At 37.0% G+C, this 22,470-nt stretch carries 13 protein-coding genes; 9 read left to right on the forward strand and 4 right to left on the reverse strand.

Annotation, left to right across the window (positions count from 1 at the left end; all coding sequences use genetic code 11):
• Positions 1-55: 55 nt before the first annotated feature.
• Positions 56-3,358, reverse strand: a complete 3,303-nt coding sequence (locus NTX65_10750; GenBank protein ID MCX6169810.1) for a glycosyl hydrolase — start codon at positions 3,356-3,358, stop codon at positions 56-58.
• A 119-nt stretch (positions 3,359-3,477) separates the two neighbouring features.
• On the opposite strand from NTX65_10750, the gene NTX65_10755 reads away from it, so the two are divergent.
• The 4 genes from NTX65_10755 (at position 3,478) to NTX65_10770 (ending at position 7,450) form a co-directional block, all read left to right on the forward strand.
• Positions 3,478-5,025 carry an ATP-binding protein gene (locus tag NTX65_10755; protein MCX6169811.1) on the forward strand — a complete coding sequence of 516 codons (1,548 nt, stop codon included), beginning with the start codon at positions 3,478-3,480 and terminating at the stop codon, positions 5,023-5,025.
• Between the two features lie 9 nt (positions 5,026-5,034).
• Complete coding sequence (locus NTX65_10760) at positions 5,035-5,712, forward strand: response regulator transcription factor (protein MCX6169812.1); 678 nt, start codon at positions 5,035-5,037, stop codon at positions 5,710-5,712.
• A 155-nt stretch (positions 5,713-5,867) separates the two neighbouring features.
• Positions 5,868-6,305 (forward strand): HEAT repeat domain-containing protein, encoded by a 438-nt coding sequence (locus NTX65_10765; protein ID MCX6169813.1) that lies wholly within the window; start codon positions 5,868-5,870, stop codon positions 6,303-6,305.
• An 89-nt stretch (positions 6,306-6,394) separates the two neighbouring features.
• Entirely contained in the window at positions 6,395-7,450 is a 1,056-nt protein-coding gene (locus tag NTX65_10770; protein MCX6169814.1) for a hypothetical protein, read from the forward strand.
• Between the two features lie 48 nt (positions 7,451-7,498).
• On the opposite strand, the gene NTX65_10775 is transcribed toward NTX65_10770, so the two are convergent.
• Entirely contained in the window at positions 7,499-10,780 is a 3,282-nt protein-coding gene (locus NTX65_10775) for a PDZ domain-containing protein (GenBank protein ID MCX6169815.1), read from the reverse strand.
• Between the two features lie 326 nt (positions 10,781-11,106).
• On the opposite strand from NTX65_10775, the gene NTX65_10780 reads away from it, so the two are divergent.
• From NTX65_10780 to arsM, 3 genes are all read left to right on the forward strand, one after another.
• A complete protein-coding gene (locus NTX65_10780) occupies positions 11,107-12,696 on the forward strand; it encodes a M20/M25/M40 family metallo-hydrolase (GenBank protein ID MCX6169816.1) in 1,590 nt (529 codons plus the stop codon).
• A gap of 166 nt (positions 12,697-12,862) precedes the next feature.
• Complete coding sequence (locus NTX65_10785) at positions 12,863-13,204, forward strand: metalloregulator ArsR/SmtB family transcription factor (GenBank protein ID MCX6169817.1); 342 nt, start codon at positions 12,863-12,865, stop codon at positions 13,202-13,204.
• Positions 13,183-14,061, forward strand: a complete 879-nt coding sequence (gene arsM, locus NTX65_10790) for an arsenite methyltransferase (GenBank protein ID MCX6169818.1) — start codon at positions 13,183-13,185, stop codon at positions 14,059-14,061. The genes NTX65_10785 and arsM overlap by 22 nt, the downstream gene beginning before the upstream one ends.
• A 47-nt stretch (positions 14,062-14,108) precedes the next feature.
• On the opposite strand, the gene NTX65_10795 is transcribed toward arsM, so the two are convergent.
• Complete coding sequence (locus NTX65_10795) at positions 14,109-15,719, reverse strand: peptide chain release factor 3 (GenBank protein ID MCX6169819.1); 1,611 nt, start codon at positions 15,717-15,719, stop codon at positions 14,109-14,111.
• A gap of 441 nt (positions 15,720-16,160) precedes the next feature.
• Here NTX65_10795 and NTX65_10800 point away from each other — a divergent pair, with 441 nt between their 5' ends.
• A complete protein-coding gene (locus tag NTX65_10800) occupies positions 16,161-17,465 on the forward strand; it encodes an MFS transporter (GenBank protein ID MCX6169820.1) in 1,305 nt (434 codons plus the stop codon).
• Positions 17,466-17,473: 8 nt separating this feature from the next.
• Positions 17,474-19,162, forward strand: coding sequence for a hypothetical protein (locus tag NTX65_10805; protein ID MCX6169821.1), 1,689 nt, complete (start codon positions 17,474-17,476; stop codon positions 19,160-19,162).
• Positions 19,163-19,219: 57 nt separating this feature from the next.
• Here NTX65_10805 and NTX65_10810 read toward each other — a convergent pair whose 3' ends face one another.
• Positions 19,220-22,351, reverse strand: coding sequence for a PAS domain S-box protein (locus NTX65_10810; GenBank protein ID MCX6169822.1), 3,132 nt, complete (start codon positions 22,349-22,351; stop codon positions 19,220-19,222).
• Positions 22,352-22,470 lie beyond the last annotated feature (119 nt).

Genomic DNA, 22,470 nt, shown 5'->3' on the forward strand with positions numbered 1-22,470 from the left:
CTCAAATTAACCGCCTCTTTTTCAAACTACAACATTTTATTGGATACTAAATATTCTACTTTTTCAACTCCGGCATTCTGCCCGGTGTCCAAGGTACGTTAATTTTTTCCATTTCGGTTTCGAGTGCTTTCAAATCAACTTCGCTGATTTTTTTCAACTGTTCAATAATCGGTTGAATCTCATCATGCAAAGTTTTGTAAGCAACTTCTTGATTCTGTGTGAGATTTGTAGTTGTTCTCATTGAAGTGAAAAGCATTGTCTGCAGTCTTGAACTCAAAGTAACTGGTGCCGGCGGATTTTCTTCGGCACTGGCTCCGCGTCCTTCTCTTCCACGGATTGCAATTAAAATATTATCCAGGTTTTTGGAAATATCCATTGCCCTGTTAAATAAAGCAAATGACGCAGAAGGAGTATTGTTCAATGCTTGTTTGATAGCTTCAGTTCTCTTAACAAGATCTTCTGCAACATGTTGAGCGCCGTATGCAGTGCGTGCAAGTTCAGCCGCTTTCTTCTGAAATGCAACTAACTCGCCTCTGTCTTTTGCGGGTAATGTTGTGTTGTTCAATGGTACAACGTTGAATTCTGTTGGAGGAACAAGTTCTTTCTCTTGACCCTTCGCAACTAAATACAATGATACTTTGTATTTACCCGGCATGGATAAAATTCCTCCACCGCCAAAACCGCCGCCTCTTCTTCCTCCGGCACCAGTCGCAGCAACCGGTTCAAATTTTTCGGTTGTTACTGGAGATGTTCCTTCATAACGAAGATCCCAGTTAACACGATTGATTCCCGCGCTTGCGGACTTTGTTATTTTTCTAACAACATTTCCCGCATCATCAGTAATCTTGAAAATTAGATAAGGAGCAATTTCTAATTCTTCTTCGTGTAATACTTCGAGTGAAGGTTGAGGTATTGGCTTGCCGTCTTTGAATAACGGCTTCTCTTTTTCTTTGCGTTCCGCTTTCATTGTTTTAGCAACGTCTTTAATGTAATAAGTAAAGGTTGCGCCGTAATCCGGATTTGGTGCTCTAAAATAAGTTGAACCTTGCGCACTGTGTCCACCGCTAGGGATATACATCAAAGCATCTTTAACCGGGAAAATGTAAGCGTCTTTTTCAAATAATTCTTTGCTAACGGTTCGGAGTGGAGAGTAATCATCAAGTACATAAAATCCGCGACCGAATGTTGCAACTACTAAATCTTTTTCTCTTTCTTGAATTGTGATATCGGGGATTTTCACTAACGGAATTCCGGCTTTTAATTGAATCCACTTTTCGCCGCTGTCAATTGTGAAGAAAACGCCCCATTCAGTTCCGACAAATAATAATTTCGGATTGACGGGATCTTCAACTATTGTATTGACGGCACCGTTAGCAGGAAGATTCGACGCTATCGATTTCCATGTTTTACCTTTGTCTTCACTCTTAATTAAATACGGTTTAAAATCATCTCGTTTGTGATTATTGAAAGAAGCGTAAACAACATTTTCATCAAAACGGGAAGGACAAATATCACTTACCAAAGTATATGTTGGAACGCCGGGAAAATCTGAAATCTTGTGCCATGTCTTGGCGTCTTCCGTAACTTGAATTAAGCCGTCATCTGTTCCGGCATATAAAAGATTTTCTTTCTTTGCAGATTCAACTAGAGAAACAATCAATCCAAATTGAGAAGTACTAACATCTTTTCCATCGGCATCTATGCTCCAATATTTTCCCATAACCGGAAATGTATTACGGTCTGTTTTTGTTGTAAGGTCATCACTAATTTCTGTCCATGAATCACCCCGGTCATCACTCCTGAAAACTTTTTCCGCTGCGGTGTAAAGCCGTGTGTTTGAATGAGGACTGAGAATGAGCGGAGTATCCCAATACCATTTAAATGTTTTTTCACCTTCGGCAGGTTCCGGTCTGATGTCAATTGCTTCACCGCTCTTCCGGTCAAAACGAACCATTCCGCCATATTGTGATTCTGCATAAACGATATCCGGATTCTTAGGATCAATTGCAGTCCAGAATCCGTCTCCTCCGTTTGTTACAACCCAATCATCACTTATAACGCCAATTCCCCGGATTGAACGTGACGGTCCGCCGAAGCTATTATTATCTTGAGTTCCTGCATAGATATTATAAAACGGCAGATCGTTATCCGTGTTCACACGGTAGAATTGAGTAACAGGTAGATTGCTTTTATAAATAAAATTCTTTCCCATATCGAAAGTTTCATAAACGCCGCCGTCACCGCCGATCATTATATGATCTGTGCTGGTCGGGTCGATCCATAACGCGTGGTCATCAACGTGGCGGTCGTTATTGCCAAATGGTTTCCAAGTTTTGCCTCCGTCTTCTGTGTATTGAGTAACAGTTTCCACAGAAAAAACTTTATCAACATTTTTCGGATCGCAATAGATCTCGTTATAATATTGCCCTTGTGCAAAATGATCGCTCATTTTCTGCCATGAAGCGCCGCGGTTTTCAGAACGGTAAAATCCTCCTCCTTCTGCAGCTTCAACAATAATGTAAACTACATCGGGATTGGCAGGCGAAATAGCAATTCCGGTTCCACCCATATCGGATTTAGGCAAACCGTTCATAATTTTTTCCCATGTAGTGCCGGCATCGGTTGATTTATAAACCGCGGTTTCAGGACCGCCGCCGATTTTTGTATAGATATGTCTGCGTCTTTGTTCTGATGTAGCGTATAAAACATTAGGATCGCGCGGATCCATAACAACATTATTAACGCCTGTATTTTCGCTAATGTTTAAAACTTTGCTCCATGTTTTTCCGCCGTCAATTGTTTTATAAAGACCACGATCGCCTCCGGGTCCCCAAACAGATCCTTCTGCCGCAACGTAAACCGTATTTGGATTTTTTGGATCAACAACAATTCCGCCGATCTGGCGCGATTCCTTTAGACCCATAAATTTCCAGGTTTGTCCGCCATCGGATGATTTGTAAACTCCACAGCCGTAACCAAGCGCACGTTGATGATTATTTTCGCCGGTTCCAAGCCAAACAATATTTGAATTTGTCGGATCGATAACAACAACTCCCATTGAATAAGCTTGAACAGTATCTGCAAGCGCCTGCCATGTTGTTCCGTTATTGATTGTTTTCCACACACCGCCGCTAGCTGTCGCTACATAATATTCACTATGATTGTTTGGGTTAACCGCAAAGTCGGCAATCCTTCCGCTTGTAAAAGCGGGACCAATACCGCGGAATTTTAAACCGCTGAATGTACCGCTGTTTAGTTTGTCTTTTTCCTTTTTCCCTTCCTTTGCTTCATCCTTATTTTGCGCAATCACAGAAGAAATTGCAATTGAAAAGATGAGCAAGAGACGTAAAAATTTCATAACAACTCCATATTTTTATTGTGCGAATTAGTTTGAAACTGACCGTCATTAGACGAAAGTTTTTGATGAGAGTTTTTAATATTTTGCAAAAGCAATCGTAAGTCTTTCTTGATTGAACTATGGTCAAACCTATAAAAAAAATCGGTCTCTTTCTAATATTAATTATTGGTCTTCCAATTATTTTTTTCGCGTTTAGAGAAATTATTTCGTTAAATGCGAACGAAAAAATCATAGGAGATATCTATAAAAATCAGCTTGAATCGATTTTGTTCTCCGTAAATCAATATTCGGAAGACATAGTTCGAAGTTGGACTACAAAAATTCAAGCTGCCGTTGATCAAAGCGACGGATCTAAACTTAAGATGTCAAATCGTTTAAAACGATTTTTTGATGACAACTCCCCGGTGGTATATATATTTCTTTCCGACAGTACATTAATAAAAAACGGTTTGTTGAATCGATCATCCTTTAAAGAAAACGATACAACGGTTCAAGCTATACTAAAACAAAATCTGCAAATAATTTCCCGTCTTTACCGCTATAGAGCAAGCAATTTTTTTAAGATTGAACCTCTTCAAAAAGGATCAGATGATGAAACTCAATTGTTAATTTTCATTCTTAGCGACGGAAGATTATGCGGGCTGGCAATAAATAAACTGAATTTTGTGACGCAGAACCTTGCGTCAAAAATTCAGAGTGCGGCAAGGAGTGAATTTACTTTCGTAGTTTTTGATTCGGTAAAAAACAGAAATATTTACTCGATCGATTATTCTTCCGATCAAAAAATTCAGAGAAGCAATAACCTTTGGCTCATTCCAAATTATTCGCTTGGAATAGCACTGAAAGGAACGACCATTGAAAGTCTGGCACGGAATAGAACATACACAAATTTAGTTATGATTGTTGCTCTATCCGTTCTAATGCTGATTGTTGCCTGGTTCGGTTATAGAAACATCAAACATGAAGTTGAGTTGGCGCAGATTAAAAGTGATTTTGTTTCAAATGTTTCTCATGAATTGCGAACACCGCTTGCGCTAATCAACATGTTTGCAGAAACACTCTCTATGGGACGAATAACAACAGAAGAGAAACGGAACGAATATTACGGTATCATACAACAAGAAACGGAAAGATTAAGTAGAATAGTTAACAAGATTTTAACTTTCTCCAAAATTGAAGCGGGTAAATGGCAATTTAATTTCTCTAAAACAGATTTAAATCTAATCGCCGGGAAAATTTACGACAATTACAAATTTCATTTACAACAGAAAGGTTTTGAGTTTCTATTTGAACCTGCCGGCAGCAGTATAGAGATCAATCTCGACCCCGAAGCTCTTTCTGAATCTGTTATTAATTTGTTAGACAACGCAATAAAATATAGCAACAATAATAAACGCGTTATATTAAGAACCGGACTTGTAGGCGCCAAAGCATTTATTGAAGTCGAAGATTCGGGCGTCGGTATTTCGAATGAGGAGCAGAAAAAAATATTTGATAAATTTTACCGCGCAGGCAATGTAGATCTACATAATACAAAGGGGACAGGACTTGGGCTTACACTTGTTAAACATATGGTTGACGCCCACAAGGGTGAAATAAAATTAAAAAGTGAAATAGGAAAGGGAAGCTCATTCAGATTAATCTTCCCGATAGATCAGACAAAATAGGGAGTAGTTATGCCTCGCTTACTTATCGTTGAAGATGAACCGAATATGCGTCTTGGTTTGAAAGATAATCTGGAATTCGAAGGCTACGAAGTTGACTTTTCCGATAACGGTGAAGACGGTTTGAAAAAAATTCTTGAAAACAAATTTGATCTTGTATTACTTGACGTGATGCTTCCCAAACTTTCAGGATTTGATGTTTGCAGAAGAGCGCGTGAACAGAAAAATTCTACGCCGATCATCCTTCTTACGGCAAAAGGTGAGGAGGTGGATAAAATAGTCGGACTTGAACTTGGTGCTGACGATTACGTTACAAAACCATTCAGCTTGCGAGAATTACTTGCACGTATCAAGGCAATATTACGACGTTCGGAAAGACCGGAAGCAATAAACGAAATAGTAATGATTGGTAAACTTGAAATCCATTTTGCAAGCTACAATGCATTTGAAGACGAAAACTCCGTGCAATTATCCCACAAAGAATTTGAACTTCTGAAATATTTATATGAACGACGGAGCCAAACCGTCAGCCGTGATGATCTTCTAAAAAATGTTTGGGGAGATGTCTATATAACATCACGTACTATTGATAATTTCATTGTTAAGCTGCGACAAAAAATAGAACTCGATCCCAACAATCCTAAAATAATTATTACCGTCCATGGCATTGGCTACAAATTAATCGCATAGAAATACAAGTTTTATACTTCCTATTCCAAATTGAAACCGGTTCTACTTCGTGACAATCGATTACAATTCTTGATGCAACTTTGACAACTCCCCTATGAAACCTTTCGACTAAAGAGGTGAGATTAAAAAAAGCTTAACAACCATAGGAGGTTGAAATGAAAAGTACAAACAACACATTCATTAAAAAAGCCGTATTAACTGTATTGACGGTTCTGGTTCTTGCATCGGTAACCATGGGGCAGAGTACAAAAAGTGCTAATCCATTGTTCAAAGAAAATGCAATTAAAAATTTGATTGTCGGTATCCAATCGGAAAATAACGGTCTGAGAGAAAGCGCTATCTACCTTGCAGGGAAATACGAAATTACAGAAGTAGTCGAAACTTTAGTTGATCAATTCAAGAGAGAAACGGATCCAAAAATGCGTGTTCTGATTGCATTGGCTCTTTACAAAATTGGTGACGAAAAAGGAATGGACGCCATTTATGCTGCAGCGGTAAATGACAGCGATTCAAAAGTAAAAAGAATTTGCAATGCAATTGTTAACGAATACAATACAAGTAAGACCGTGGTTACTCTGCATGCCGGTCAGTAGTTGTGACAATATTTTACATCAAATTACATGGTAATTGCATAACTAACATCAGTAAATGCTAAATTTTACAGAGCAATTGGAAAGGAACAATGAAAACTAAAGTTGGTTTCGTTATAACCGGTTTCATCTTAATAATGTGCGGCTTTTCTTATTCGCAGAATATGGAACGCCTTTTAAATCTAAAAGGCAATTGGAAATTTTCTATCGGCGATGATAAGAATTGGGCCGCACAGAACTATGATGACAATTCATGGGAAACGATTCAAGTTCCTTCTTCATGGGAGAATCAAGGATTTCACGGGTACGACGGTTATGCATGGTACAGAAAACATTTTGTATTTATTTATCCATCACAGGCCAATAACGTAATATTAAAACTCGGCAGAATAGATGATGTTGATGAAGTCTATCTTAATGGCAATCTAATCGGATTTTCCGGGTCATTCCCGCCAGATTATAAAACAGCTTACAATGCGTGGCGCGAATATCATATCCCGGAAAAATATTTTCTTAAAGATAAAGAGAATGTAATTGCTATCCGAGTGTATGATTCTCAATTAGAAGGCGGAATTATTGAAGGAGATATCGGACTTTATGAAAATAAAGATTTGATGAAATTAGATCTGGATCTAAGCGGTGTTTGGGAATTTAAAACCGGTGACGATAATAATTGGAAGGAAGTAAAACTAAATGAAAAGAGTTGGGACAAAATTTTTGTTCCAGGCTTTTGGGAAAACCAAGGCTATCAAGACTATGATGGCTTCGCATGGTACCGGTTATCATTCAAAATAGATGATAAATTCCAAAACAAAAAATTTGTTCTTGTGCTGGGAAAAATTGATGATCTTGATGAAGTATATCTGAACGGGAAATTAATCGGCTCTACTGGAAATATGAACAGACAGCCGATACGTTATAATACAAGAAATGAATATCAGATATTCCGTGGATATTTCATTCCTCAAGATTTGTTACAACTTAACCAAGAAAATGTAATAGCTGTTCGGGTTTATGACGGTTTTAAAGACGGGGGTATTTATCAAGGTCCCATTGGTCTAATCGAACAGAGCAAGTACACAAAATTCTGGCATGATTACAAACCACCGAAACAGAAAAAAAATTTTTGGGATTGGTTCTTTGAATAAAAAAAGTCTCCCTCCCAAAAGAGAAGGGAGACATATAATTAGTGCCAACTATCTTTTTTCGTATGGCGGTTGTTTTGGATTAACCGGCGGATTCATTTCTAAAAGTTTCATCTCTTCTTGAATTGCTCTTTCGAGCTGGGGATCAATTCCTTTTGAAAGTTGCGCCGGGTCATCAATTACTTCAATATCCGGATCTACACCGTGACCTTCTTTAAACCATTTTCCATCAGGGTCGTACATTCTGAATGTTGGAACAGTTACACTTCCTCCATCTATCAGACCAGGTGCGCCGCTTATGCCAATTAATCCGCCCCATGTTCTTGTTCCAACAAGAGGACCCAATTTTGCTTTTCTAAAATAATCGGGGAATGCATCTCCTCCTGAACCGCTCCATCCGTTTATCAACATTACTTTGGGACCGAAATTAGCAAATGGGGGCCATTGCCACGTTTCACCATCTCGTACTGCCCAAAATGCAAGCGGCTTCCGGTCAAGTATTTCAATAAACCGATCGGGTATTTGTCCGCCGTTGTTAAACCGTTCATCAATGATCAATCCTTCTTTTTTAAATTGAGCCGCAAATTGTCTTATCAATTCATTCTGTCCGTCAATACCGGTGCTTGGAACATATATGTAACCGATTTTTCCATTAGTTGCTTCTTCAACCCGTTTTCTGTTCGATTCAATCCACGCAAGATTTCTCAATCGTGTTTCGTCCGGAATTGTTGCAACCGAAATTTTACGTGCACCTTCCATGTTTGGCTTGCTGTTGATCGTTAGTTCAATTGTTTTACCTGACAATCCTCCAAAAGCTGCCCACGGATCTTGTGTAACATCCAACGGTGAGCCATTTACTTCAAGAATGTAATCTCCCTCTTTAACTTTTAATCCCGGCATCATTAAAGGAGAACGAACTTCGGAATCCCAAGGAGCGCCGTTAATTATTTTTTTAATTTTGTATGCATTGTTTGCAATTTCCCAATCGATACCAAGATAACCGACATTTCTCATTGGAGCTTCTTCAAGATCTCCGCCGCCTCTATAAGTGTGAGACGAATTCAATTCTGCAATCAATTCACCGATAACAAAATTCACATCCCAGCGAGTAACGCAATTATCAATTAATTTTCCGTAATTAGTTCGCATTTCGTTCCAATCAACTCCGTGCATGTTCGGATCATAAAAGAAATCGCGTTCAAATCTCCAAACGTCATTAAAGATTTGTTTCCACTCTGCCTTCGGATTAATTGTCATTTCAAGTTGAGAGGTCGGCATCATCTTTTCCATCTTTTGTGTTGGTGCAATATCAACAACAGAAAAGTTGCTGCCTTTGACTAGAAGAATCTTTTTTCCATCTGCGCTTACTTGAAATCCGTCTGCGTCATCAATAATAGTTTTTTCCTCGCGGGCTTCGAGATCAAAATAAACAACTGCTTTGTTTTTATTAGCCGCACCGCTGTTTGGCATTCTGTGATAAATTACTTTACCGGAAACGGCGGCAATATTTCCGTAATTGCCGGGTGCCGCAGGAAGGAGAACAATTCTGTCCTCAAAATTATCAAGAGTGATTTTAACTTCCTTCGGTTTTTCTTTTATATCGGTTTTCTTTTCATCTTTGGATCCTTCTTTCTTTTCATCTTTTCCATCTTTTTTCGCCTCGTCTTTCTTCTCTTCTTTCTTTATAGAAGTTGTATCGTTCTTTGGTGCAAGAGGAGAAAGAATATCTTCATTTAATGTAACGGCTGCAATATTTGTAGTATTCGGGTAAATGAATGTATTGTCAATGTCGCTGTAAACCGGGTTAAGAGTTCTATTGGTTGCGAAATACAAATATTTTCCGTCCGGATCGAAAGCTGGACTTGAATCGCCGTAATAGCCTGAAGTGACCTGATGCGTTTTTTCTTCTTTCACATCAAATAAGAAGAGGGCTGATTTTTGATTATCAAGATCACGTGAGTAAGCCAACCATTTACTATCTGCAGACCAGCTTACACTGAAGTTTTGCAAATTCCCTTGATAGAAGTAGAGCGCCTTGTCAACATCATAGGTTTTGTCCTTTTCCATATCATAAATTTGTATTGCCATTGATTTATCAATGAAAGCCAGCATCTTACTATCCGGCGACCAAAATAATTGATACCGGTAACCGGGTCCGTATGAAGTCAACTTCTTCTCATCATTTGGATTTTTTAAATTTCGAACCGTTAGTTCGTACTCGCCAGATTTATCACTCCAATAAGCTGCATATTTACCATCGGGTGACCATGCAGGAAATCTTTCCGCAACACCGGAACTTTTGGTTAAATTAAATATCGGACCGTTTTCTGCAGGAACAGAAAAAATATCTCCACGGGCTTCAATGAGCGCACGTTTTCCATCGGGAGAAAGCCATCCATTCTGAATTAGTTTTGATACATTTTCAGTCTTAGGCATCAGTGTCAATTCGTCTGTTACAATGTTAACGTTTACTTCTTTGTATTTTTCATCTGCGAGGTTTAACAGATAAAGTTTACCGCCGTTTTCAAAAACAATATCGGATGGACCGATAGAGGGAAAATGAATATCGTATTCGGTGAAATTTGTTAATTGCTTATTTTCTTTTGTGTCAATATTGTAAGACCAAATATTTGCCCGCAAATCTTTACCTCGATCTGACAGATAATAAATTTTATTTCCAGACCACATAGGGAATTCATCATTTGTCAGACTGTTCGAGATATTTTCTGCGGTTTTCTTTTCAAGGTCGAAGATCCAAATATTTGCATGCCAGCCGCCCCGGTACCGTTTCCAGGTTCTGTAAGCCTGGCTAAGAGGAGTGTAAGCAATCTTTTTTCCATCCGGGGAAAGAGATGCCATTTCACCGTAAGGAATCGGCAGTATTTCCGGAGCTCCGCCACTCTTGCCAACTTTGTAAAATTGGTCAAATCGTTGTTTGCCGCTATTCATTGATGAAACATATAATAGATTTTTCCCATCCGGATACCAGTCAATAATTCTATCTTCCATACCATGATGAGTAACTCTTGTTGGTATTCCGCCCATAGAAGGAATTACGTATACATCATAATTGTTGTTGTAAATTCCGCTGAAAGCAATCTGGGAGCCATCGGGAGAAAATTTTGGAGTAAGCTCCTGCCCTTTAGGCGAACTTAGTTTAAATGCTGTGCCTCCTTCTTTGGCAACAATCCAGAGATCGCCAGCATAAGTAAACACAATACTCGTTTTTGAAACATCCGGGTTTTGTACCATGCGTGCGTCAACTTGGGCAAAGAGATTTAGAAAGTTTAGCACGAAAAATAATGAGCAAAGTAGAACCGATACTTTTTTCATATTACCTCATATATAGTGGTTAAATTTTTTTTATGCGGATTTTATATTAATGGAGTAAAATTATAATTCCTTTCAGTGTAAAAAAGTGCAAATAATTTAACGATGCGGAAAATAACGGAGACAGCAGTGTCCAGCTAAGTCCGCCGCTTTGGTCTCTTAAACCATGTCTCCAAATACAACATAACAATTTGAATTGTTAATCAAAAGTTCAATTACACGTTAAATATTGTTAATGATGTGTATTCGTAAAAATATTTTCTTAATTTCCCCCCACTTTAAATCAAATTTCAGTGTTCGAAAAATTGTCAAAACATCAGAAGGGTGAAATGAAAACAAAACTTATCAAGTTGCTAATTATTGCTTTTGTCTGTCTGCTAAATACAACATTTATTTTTTCACAAATTAAATTAGATGAAAAAACTAGTCTCACATATTTGATAAATAATCTTCAAGTCCTGGCATCGGATGAATTTGAAGGAAGAGAGACAACAACACATGGAGAGAAACTTGCTTCTCTTTTTATAGCATCCGAGCTGGGAAAATATAATGTGCAACCTATGGGCGATAACGGGACTTACTTCCAAAACTTTAATCTGCTCTCTTCAGGCTATGGGCTTGATTCAAAAATCACTCTGGTTGATAATTCAGGCGCACTAATTTCTAATTTTTCTATGGGCGATGATTTTATTAGATCGGGGCGCGGATTGGCAGATTCTTCTTTTGCAGAACAAACAACCGGAATTGTATTTGCGGGTTATGGAATTACTGCGAAGGAATTTAATTATGACGACTACGCAAATATTGATGTTAAGGGGAAAACAGTATTGATTTTATCCGGAGAGCCATATAGCGAGAAAGATGATTTTTTTAGTGGAGAAAAACCAACTTCCTATTCTAACTCAGAATCCAAAGTAAAACTCGCTAAAGAAAAAGGTGCCATTGGAGTTTTTATTATCGTTGATGAGAGAATGAAATCTTTTTGGAATCGGTTTAAAGAGTTTGCAACTCAGCCGTCAATTTCATTCATATCCAAAGAACCGCAAGAATTTACTAAGAACATCCCGGTATTTATAATAGGCGAAGTAGCTGCAGAAAAGATGCTTGCCGGTGAAAAATATTCTTATGAAAAAATCAATGAAATTTTAAAAACGAAAAGCACTTTTCAATCTTTTGAATTCAATAAAAAACTGAAGTATAATATTAAGCCATTTTCAAAAATTGTAAATGCGAGAAATGTAATAGGGTTAATAGAGGGAACCGATCCAATACTTAAAAATGAATTTGTTGTATTAAGCGCCCACTATGATCATCTTGGAACAAGAGGATCGGTTGTAAATAATGGTGCCGATGATGACGGTTCCGGAACAGTTGCAGTACTTGAGTCGGCTCGGCTTTTGGAATCTGCAAATCAAAACAAAAGATCGATCATAGTTCTTTTTAATACAGGCGAGGAAAAAGGATTGCTCGGTTCTAGGTATGCAACCGAGAACGGTAGTTTTATGAAAGATGTTGTTGCCGATATTAATATGGATATGGTTGGTCGGGAAAGTATTGATTCGTTGTATTGTATCGGATCAGATAAACTGAGTTCTGAATTTGCTGAAATCGTGAAAGAGGAGAATTCCAAAACTGTAAATTTTGTTTTAAATTATAAATTTGACGAACCCAATGATCCAAACAGATTTTATTACCGGAGCGATCATTATAACTTTGCTAAAAAAGGAATTCCGGTAGTCTTTTTCTTTGATGATATGAGCGCCGATTACCACAGACCGACCGATGATGTAGAGAAAATTAATTTTGAAAAAATTCTTAAGACTTTAATTCTCTCTTCAAATATTGCATTGCATACTGCAAACCTTGATCATAAAGTTATTGTAGATAAAAAAGCCGGCGAGATGCCGTCAAGAAATTGACTTTGTATTTTAGAAAGTAGAGACACAAATCACCGTGTCTCTGCTTTGAGTTGCCCACGCCACTCACACCAATTTATTTAAACAAACAATTCAATAATTAAATTATTTTCTTGCGTTTCGTGATTTCTTTATCGTATATTTACGATGAACGATAAAGGAGCCTAGAATGTCGAAGATGAAACCGGAAGAATTCACTGCTGAAGAGATTGAGCTTGCGGATATTTCAAAAGCACTTTCTCATCCGGCACGAATAAAAATATTGAAGATACTCGCGGAAAAAAACATTTGTATGTGCGGTGATATTGTCAATCTGCTTCCGCTTGCGCAAGCAACGGTTTCCCAACACCTAAAAGAACTTAAACGCGTTGGCCTGGTTCAAGGTGAAATAGAGGGACCAAAAGTATGCTATTGCGTCGATCAAGACATGCTTTTGAACGCATTTATAAAAATTCAAAAACTATTCAAACATTTTGAAGGAGATCTATCATGCAAAACGAAAAAGAAATAAAAGAAAAATCATCATGTTGCGGACCAACATGTTGCAGTGATGAAAAAGAATTACTGAAAGAAGAAGAAATAAAAGAAATGGTAAAAGAAAAGTATGGTCAGATTGCAGTAGATGGTTCGGGATGTGGTTGCGGACCTTCATGCTGCGGATCGGAAAACAAAATTGTGGGCTATACTGTTATGAAAGACGAGTACGACAATCTTGACGGCTATGTGAAAGATGCCGATCTTGGATTAGGTTGCGGGCTTCCAACCGAATTTGCGGGAATTAAAAAAGGGAATACTGTTGTGGATTTAGGCTCAGGAGCCGGCAATGATGTTTTCGTTGCGCGCGCTCTTGTGGGTGATGAGGGAAATGTAATCGGCATTGATATGACACAAGAGATGATCGACTTGGCAAAAAGAAACAAGAAAAAACTTGGTTTTGAAAATGTTGAGTTTTACCTAGGTGAAATTGAGGCATTGCCGATCTATGATTCTTACGCAGATGTTGTTGTAAGTAATTGTGTATTAAATCTTGTCCCTAGTAAAGAAAAAGCATTCTCAGAGATTTATAGAATTCTTAAACCGGAAGGTCATTTTTGTGTATCAGATATTGTAATTAAAGGTGAGCTTCCTGCTAATTTGAAAAAATCTGCTGAAATGTATGCCGGATGTGTTGCTGGAGCTGTTCAATACGACGACTATTTAAACATCATTTCAGAATCCGGGTTTAAAAATGTTGAAGTTAAGAAAACAAAAGTGATTGACTTGCCGGATGAAGTTCTGAGAGATTATTTGAGCGATTCGGAAATTGCATCGTTCAGAAAAAATAATATTGGAATTTTTAGTATAACTGTCACTGCTGATAAAAAGTAAATTAGTTAGCCGGCATTTCATTAAACTGAGATGCCGGCAATTATTAATTACGCAACCTGCTCCATTTCAAGTGTAAGATCGTTATGCTCTATGCTGAAAAGGAATTGAGCTTTTGGATTTTTCTCCTTTGCCCTATCAAGCGAATACTTAGACTCCGCTATGTAAACTAAATTTTTGTTCTTATCAAAAAACAGATTGTTCGACCATAAGCTCGTCAAGCTTGAGATATCATTTTTGTTCTCATATTTAACCCAGCATGCTTTGTAAGACGGGTAATTTATGAACTCACAGTTCGCGCCGAATTCATGAAGAAGCCTAAATTTGATTACATCAAATTGGAGCGGACCAACAACCCCAATGACTTTTCTGTTTCCGTAATTCTGTGTAAACAATTGAGCTAACCCCTCATCTGTTAATTGACTAATTCCTTTCTCAAGCTGTTTCGTTTTAAACGGATCGGTGTTTCTTAGCTCTCTAAATATCTCTGAAGAAAAACTTGGGATTCCTTTAAACATGAAAGCATCGCCATCAGTCAAAGTGTCGCCGATTTTAAATGATCCCGAATCGTATAACCCGATAACATCACCGGCATACGCATCATCAATAACACTTTTGGATTGCCCCATAAAACTAGCGGGGTTAGGAAATTTTATTTGTCTTTTAAGCCGCACATGATGGTAAAATTTATTGCGTTCAAACTTGCCGGAACAGATTCTTAAGAACGCTATTCTGTCGCGGTGTTTCGGATCTAAGTTTGCGTGAATCTTAAAAACAAAGCCGCTAAATCCATTGTTTTCTAAATGAATAGTTCCGTTAGTTGATTCGCGCGGTATTGGAGACGGGGCAATCTCAATAAATGTATCTAATAATTCTTTAACACCAAAATTGTTTAGAGCGCTTCCGAAAAATACGGGCGCTTGTTGCCCGGCTTTGTATTTGTCAATATCAAAATCCTCATAAATTCCATCTACAAGATCAATATCATTTTTCAGTTTTACAGCGCCATCGCCAAAAGTATTCAATAATTCCGGGTCTTCAATTGAATTGAAAACTCTGCTCTCGTCTTCGATCTGCTGTTTGTTGGATTGGAAAAATGTAAAACTATTTTTATAAATATTGTAGACGCCTTTGAATGAAGCTCCGATTCCTAACGGCCAGCTTAAGGGGCGTAAGTTGATTGATAATTTATTTTCGAGTTCATCAAGAAGCGCAATTGGATCTTTTCCTTCTCTATCAAGTTTATTAATAAAAACTATAACGGGAGTATTTCTCATTCTGCAAACTTGCATCAGTTTTTCGGTTTGTTCTTCAACTCCCTTAACACAATCAATTACAAGAATAACGCTGTCAACCGCGGTAAGCGTGCGGTAAGTATCTTCCGCAAAATCCTTATGACCAGGTGTATCTAAAAGATTTACAATTGCATTTTTGTATTCAAAAGATAGAACCGAAGTTGCTACTGAGATTCCTCTCTGCTTTTCAATTTCAAGAAAATCGGAAGCTGCCGTTTTCTTAATCTTATTCGATTTTACAGCACCCGCAATTTGAATTGCGCCGCTATAAAGCAGCAGCTTTTCAGTTAATGTCGTTTTACCTGCATCAGGGTGACTTATGATTGCAAAGGTTTTACGTTTTTGAATATTTTTTAAAACACTCATTTAATTTCCGGTAATATTTTTGATGATTAAATTTTTGGATAATCCACGGCGAGGGCTTCAGATCAGCCGGATACTCTCAAATCGGATTGTAAATATGAAGGTGCTCAAAATTCATGGGTCAAATATAAGGTATTGCGAAATCAGTTTGAAATAAGGAAGAAAATAATCTGTCGTCAGCGGATAATAAGATTTGCAGCTCTACAACAGAGACATGGTAAGAGCCAATCAATGAAGAAGGCTCTAATTCCTAATAACTCCCAAATCATAGTTAAAGCAGACTTAATCTATGTCATTGATCCGCATAATTAAAATTTATCTCAAAGGAAACAACTAATCTTAAGTGACTGTATTCTATTTTTTTTCGGCTCAGCAACTATCAAAATATAATTTTAACTTTGCCAAAGCCAAAATTCAGTCAATTCACAAAAACAATGGGTTAATATGAACCAGCCTGCTGAAATTAAAAAATCGATTTTCCGCTCTTTCTCAAAAAATTTCTGGACAGTAATTGTAATGGAATTTTTTGAACGGGGTTCGTATTACGGTGTTATGTCTGTACTCTCGGTTTATTTGGTAATGAGCACAAGCGAAGGCGGGCTTGGATTTTCCAAACAAAGCGTTGGTGTCATCAAAAGTACAATAACGCCTCTTTTATATTTTCTTCCAATTCTTTCCGGTGCATTAGCCGACCGATTTGGCTACCGCAAAACTCTCATGTTCGCGTTCGCTGTGATGAGTTTTGGTTATTTTCTAACAAGTATGGCAACGGCATACTCACTGGTATTTGCCAGTTTAATATTTATGGTTGTTGGTGCGGGTTTTTTTAAACCTGTTATTTCCGGAACGATTGCTCGTAGTACGGATAAGACAAACTCAACATTAGCGTTTGGAATTTACTATTGGTCAATTAATCTAGGTGCTTTTATTTTTCCTCTGATTCTGATTCCGTGGCTCAAATCAATGTCGTGGTCTTATATTTTTATAATGGCAGCTATTGGAACGGGCTGGCTTCTTATTCTAAACTTTTTTGTTTATAAGGAACCGCCAAAACCGGTTAACACAAAATCTATTCCGCAAGTATTGAAAGAAGCTGTTTTTGTTTTGAAGGATTTCCGCTTTGTTCTGATGATTGTTATCTATTCCGGATTCTGGGTTTTATACTTTCAGCAATTTGATACAGTCCTTTGGTACATGAAAGATTACGTTGATAAAACTCCTGTAAATAATTTTGTGAATTCAATTCTTTCCATTTTTGTATCTAATCCAGATTGGAAATTCGATGTTGAACATGTTACTGTTATTAACGGAGGAACTATAATTCTTCTTCAATTATTTGTTTCAAATATTGTTAAAAATAAAAAAGCACTGCCGACAATGATTTTCGGAATTTCATTAGGAACAATCGGAATTGGAATATTAGCAATATCGAGCCATCCATTTGTTTTTATTGCCGGTATGATAGTGTTCTCAATTGGCGAAATGACGGCTCATCCAAAATTTATAAGTTATGTAGGATTAATTGCACCGGAAGATAAGAAAGCGCTCTATCTAGGGTATTCATTTTTATACGGTGTAATCGGCAGCGGAATAGGCGGCGTGCTTGGTGCAAATTTATACGTTCACTTTGTAGATCAATTAAAAAACCCAACCATGCTCTGGATTATTTTTAGTATGATTGGCGTAGCAACCATTGTTGGCTTGCTTCTATTTAATAAATTTTTAGCACCGAAAAATGTGGAAGCGTAAATAAACTTATGAATAAAATATTCTCCAAAATACTATTCACTTCTTACTTCTTACTTCTTGCTTCTAGCTTAACTGCCCAGCAGGAAAATGTCCCAATTGATAACCAAGTTTACACATTCATTAAGGAGATGAGTGTAAAAAATATTGTTGGTTATATACACGATGATAATCCGGGCATGTCTAGAGCAGAAGTTACACGTGCTCTTGAATTTATTACGAAACGAAGTGACGAACTAAGTGTTACAGAAAAAAAATTACTCAAAAAATTTCAAGATGAGTTTTACGATTATGCAGCTGACAGCACAAACACTTATCAGCTTTTTGGTAATGGTGACGGATTCTCTAAAAATGGAAGTGATTTTTTATCAAATAAATTACGATATGTTTATGCTTACCGTGGAGAAAGCGTTAATTATTTTTTGAATGTAACAGGTCGGGCTATATATGGTCAGAATTTCAAACCATTTGTTAACAATGCTTGGCTGTATGATATCGGTTTTCGTTTTAGAGGAACGCTTTTTGAAAAACTTGGTTACAGTCTTTCTGTTCAAAAAGGCGGTGTAAGCGGTTCTTCGAGTTTTGCGGCAACTCTTGATCCGCGCTTAACTTATAATTTTAAATATGTTGAGAACATCGAAAACATTGGCAACTATGATTTTACCGAGGGATACCTGCGGTATTACTCAGAGCCGGCGAAAGATATGTCACTTTCCTTTCAGCTAGGGCGTGAGAAAATTAAATTTGGCTATGGATACGGAAGCAAATTAGTTTTATCCGGCGATCACCCGATGTTGGATTTCTTGAAAATCGATTTTAATTACGGTGTCTTTAATTTTACTTCTTTGCATGCATCAACTGTGGGTGTTTATAATATTGACCGGGATCTAAACTACACCAAGTTCATATCAATGAATCGTTTTAAACTTCATTTCGATAATATAATTGAGTTTGGACTTGGTGAAAGCATAATTTATTCTGGAAGAGGAATTGATCTTGCATATTTAAATCCATTTGCCTTTTACAAATTCGAAGAGATGTCATTACAGGATAGAGATAATGGCGCACTATGGCTGGATTTTCAGACCCACTTCATAAAAAACCTTGAATTCCAGGGAACATTTTTTTTAGATGATGATCCGCTTGGCAACTTACAAGATTTATCTAACTACATAAACAAAACCGGATATCAATTTGGATTGTATTGGTATTCACCTTTTTCAATAAATGATTTATCTGTAGTATTAGAGTACACCCGAATTCGCCCGTACGTTTACTCACATACGAATCCTAAAAATACTTATACAGCATGGAATCAAATCCTTGGTCATCAAATTGGACCCAATTCGGATGAAATATTTACACGTTTATCATACAATCTAAATGAATGGATCCGTTTCAATTTTGAGTATCAATATGTGCGTCATGGACAAAATATTTATGATTCACAAGGAAACCTCTCATTTAATGCCGGGGGTGACCCATTTGTTGCGCATCGCGACGATCTTGACCCGGTGCGTATTGAATTCCTTGACGGAGAAAGGATTAATACAAATACTTTTACGCTCGATTTAAGATATGAGCCTGTACGAAAGATAATATTCGATTTTATTCTACGGAAGATTATAAAGAAAAATATTACGCGTGATATTCCGGATAATTCAAGCTATGCATATCTGCAGATGATGTTTGAATTATAATGATCAAGTAGACAACGAGTTAATAAATAATTAAGAGATGTGCGCCGTTATTATTTTTTACGGGAAAACTAAAGTAAAAACCGAACCCACTCCCTTTTTGCTTTGTACATCAATCTGAATTTTGTTCAAATCACAGTATTTTTTTACTAGAGCTAATCCAAGTCCGTTGCCTTCATATGAACGTGAGTAACCCCTGTCTTCTTGCGAGAATGGAGAATAAAGATTTTTTAAGTAGTCTTCTCCAATTCCTATCCCTGAATCTTCAATTTTTATTACCGGCTTATCTAATTCGTTCTTATCAACATAAATTTTTATATAACCTTCATCCGTAAATTTAATGGCATTTTCAAGAAGATGATTAAAAATTTGTTCAACCGAATAGTGATCAATAATTGATTGTGTTGGAACAGCGTTTCGTATTAATTCGAACTGCAATTTCTCATCATCAACCAGCTGATGAAATTTATGATAGGTATGATTTAGAATATCATTTAATATATCGGTCGGTTTAGGATCATTCGTATAACTTCCGGTTTGAATTTCGGACATGTTTAATATTAGCTCAATAGTCCTGATTATTCTTGTTCCAGCATTATTAACTTTGGAAAAATATTCTTCCAGTTCATCGGTAATCTGTTTTTTATCTTCAAGTTCCTCTTTAATAAAATTGGAAAAACTAAGAAGTATATTTAACGGCGTACGGATTTCATGCGACATCTGAGCAATAAATTCAGTCTTCAGATTATCCGAATGTTCGGCATGCTCTTTTGCGGCAATTAATTCTTCGGTTAGTTTCTTTTGGTTCGAGATATCTTCTTTTACTGCAAGATAGTTAGTAATAACCCCGGAATTATTTCTAATTGAAGAGATTATTTCAAGTTCCCAGAACAATTTACCGTCTTTGGTTTTATTTAGAAGTTCACCCCGCCATTCATTACCAGCTGCAATAGTCTCCCACATATTTCTATATTCATCTTTTGTTGTTAAGCCGGATTTTAAAATGGAAGGATTTTTACCCAATACTTCTTTGCGGCTATAGCCGGTTGATTCCAAAAACTTTCTGTTTACGTATTGAATGTGACCTTTCAAATCCGTGATAAAAACCGATACGGTGCTTTGTTCTACAGCGCTTGAGAGCATTCTGATCTGTAATTCTTTTGCTTTTTGTTCAGTTATATCTTGATTTAAAACCACAACACCGGTTATTTCTTTTTTTGAATTACGTATTGGAACGGCAGAGTGGTAAATAAATTTATGCTCTTTATTAAAACATTCGATTTCAATTTCCTCATTGATTATAATTTCCCCGTTCGTTAGTGCACGTGCCGCACCCCATTCACGGGCTTCAATTCTTTTGCCTGTATTTGTAAACCAACCGACATATTCACCGTAATCATCTATGCCTACATATTTAATTCCTTCCCAAATCATCCGAGCGGCTTTGTTCCCATGCATAATTTTGCCGTTGCGGTCAATCAGCCAAATTCCAACTGGCATTGTTTCTATTACGGTACTTAGCAGTTTCTGATTTTCCCGTAATTTAGTCTCGGCTTCAATTCTTTCCGATACGTCTCGTACAAATCCTTCGTAGTAAAGAGTACTCCCGGATGAATCTTTAATCGCTTGAGCAGTAAGTTGAATCCAAATTGGCGTACCGTCCTTTTTTTTCCAGCACAAATCAAGATCTGCAACTCTTCCATGAGTTTCATAATTAAAAATGCTCTTGATGCGGTCTTCTCTATTGAAATAAATATCTTTTTCAAGATCGCATTCCATCAATTCATTTTTAGAATTATATCCGAGAATTTGTACCAATCTATCGTTGGCGCTAATCATTTTACCTTCAACTGTTGATTGGTAGATACCTACGGGAGCTTGATTATAAATATTACGATATTTTTCTTCACTTTCTTTTAGTGCAGCTTCAACACGTTTCCGGTCGGTAATATTAAATGCAGTTGTTAAAACGCATGTTTCTCCGGAAATTAAGATTGGCTCAGCCCAAATAATTCCAGTGCCGATTTTACCGAACTTTGTCCTAAAACTAAATTCAAAATTTCGTATAACTCCATCCGCTTGAAATTTTATTTGTGCATTCTCCCGCTCATTATCATCAGCCCACAAGTTTAGGTCATGACCGCGATACCCGATAATATCCTCGCGCTGGTATTCGATCATTTTAAGAAAAGAATCGTTTACATCCATAAATAAATCATCGTCTGATTGAATTGTCATTGCAATAGGAGAAGAATGAAACGATTTATTAAATTTTTCTTCAGATAATTTTACCAATTCTTCAACGCGTTTCGGCTCGGTTTGATCAATCATATATCCCGATATCTCATAGAGCTCGTCATTTTCATTAAAATGACCAACAACATTTTCAATTACGTGAATCATTTTACCGTCATGTCGGCGTAAGGCTATTTCATTATTTATAATTCTTCTCTTAGTCTTTAATAATTGCAAAAATCCAATTCTATCTGCCGGATCTAAATATAGATCCGAACAGTTAATCTTCAGTGCTTCTTCAATTGAATTGTATTTGAACATTTTGACAAAGGCAGAATTGCACATAATAAGATTACCGTCAACTGTGGAAATAAAGTTGGCTGCAAGATCCTCTTCAAAAAGTCTTCGAAAACGCTCCTCGTTTTTTTGCAATGCTGCATCAGTTTTTTTCCGTTCTGTAATATCTCTTGTGACCCCTAATATTTGACAAACACGCCCTTCGTTATTTTTTAATAAAGTTGTAACTACTTCCGTATGAATAATGTGACCATCTTTATGCGGCTGGTCAACTTCGCTGATTAATTCTCTCGCCGAATCATCACCGTTTTCAAAAGCTTTTATTCGATTAGGCAATAAACTCGATACAAAATTGAAAGATTCATTTGTTAGAGCGTCTTTCATCGTTTGTTCGATAATTTCTTCCGGTGTATAACCGCGCAGTTTTTTTACCGAAGGACTAACATAACTAAACTTCTCTTTTTCAAGATTAAAAAGCCAAATTACATCTCCGCTGTTTTCGGATACAAGTTTGTAATGTTCCGCGGTTTCATTTTGTGCTTGCAATTTTTTAGCGGCGGATTTATGTCTATTGAAAGTTGATTCTTGTGAACTAACTTTTTTACGTAAGTCTTGTAATTCTTTAATTAATAAGGATTTCGTTTTTGCTTCATCTCTCATAATAATTCTTTCAGATCTCTAAGATTAACTTTATAGCGGTTATAGATAATGACCGAGTATTGTTTACAATTGATGGTAAATAAAAAAGTATTTACGGTTTTTATAAAAAACAAATTAAA

The sequence above is a fragment of the Ignavibacteriales bacterium genome (assembly GCA_026390795.1).
Lineage (GTDB): Bacteria > Bacteroidota > Ignavibacteria > Ignavibacteriales > Melioribacteraceae > Fen-1258.

Excerpts from the sequence above, each read along its gene's own strand:
- NTX65_10760 (MCX6169812.1), top strand. The coding sequence starts at position 5,035 with ATGCCTCGCTTACTTATCGTTGAAGATGAACCGAATATGCGTCTTGGT.
- NTX65_10755 (MCX6169811.1), top strand. The coding sequence starts at position 3,478 with ATGGTCAAACCTATAAAAAAAATCGGTCTCTTTCTAATATTAATTATT.
- NTX65_10800 (MCX6169820.1), top strand. The coding sequence starts at position 16,161 with ATGAACCAGCCTGCTGAAATTAAAAAATCGATTTTCCGCTCTTTCTCA.
- NTX65_10785 (MCX6169817.1), top strand. The coding sequence starts at position 12,863 with ATGTCGAAGATGAAACCGGAAGAATTCACTGCTGAAGAGATTGAGCTT.
- NTX65_10805 (MCX6169821.1), top strand. The coding sequence starts at position 17,474 with ATGAATAAAATATTCTCCAAAATACTATTCACTTCTTACTTCTTACTT.
- arsM (MCX6169818.1), top strand. The coding sequence starts at position 13,183 with ATGCAAAACGAAAAAGAAATAAAAGAAAAATCATCATGTTGCGGACCA.
- NTX65_10795 (MCX6169819.1), bottom strand. The coding sequence starts at position 15,719 with ATGAGTGTTTTAAAAAATATTCAAAAACGTAAAACCTTTGCAATCATA.
- NTX65_10770 (MCX6169814.1), top strand. The coding sequence starts at position 6,395 with ATGAAAACTAAAGTTGGTTTCGTTATAACCGGTTTCATCTTAATAATG.
- NTX65_10765 (MCX6169813.1), top strand. The coding sequence starts at position 5,868 with ATGAAAAGTACAAACAACACATTCATTAAAAAAGCCGTATTAACTGTA.
- NTX65_10780 (MCX6169816.1), top strand. The coding sequence starts at position 11,107 with ATGAAAACAAAACTTATCAAGTTGCTAATTATTGCTTTTGTCTGTCTG.
- NTX65_10750 (MCX6169810.1), bottom strand. The coding sequence starts at position 3,358 with ATGAAATTTTTACGTCTCTTGCTCATCTTTTCAATTGCAATTTCTTCT.
- NTX65_10810 (MCX6169822.1), bottom strand. The coding sequence starts at position 22,351 with ATGAGAGATGAAGCAAAAACGAAATCCTTATTAATTAAAGAATTACAA.
- NTX65_10775 (MCX6169815.1), bottom strand. The coding sequence starts at position 10,780 with ATGAAAAAAGTATCGGTTCTACTTTGCTCATTATTTTTCGTGCTAAAC.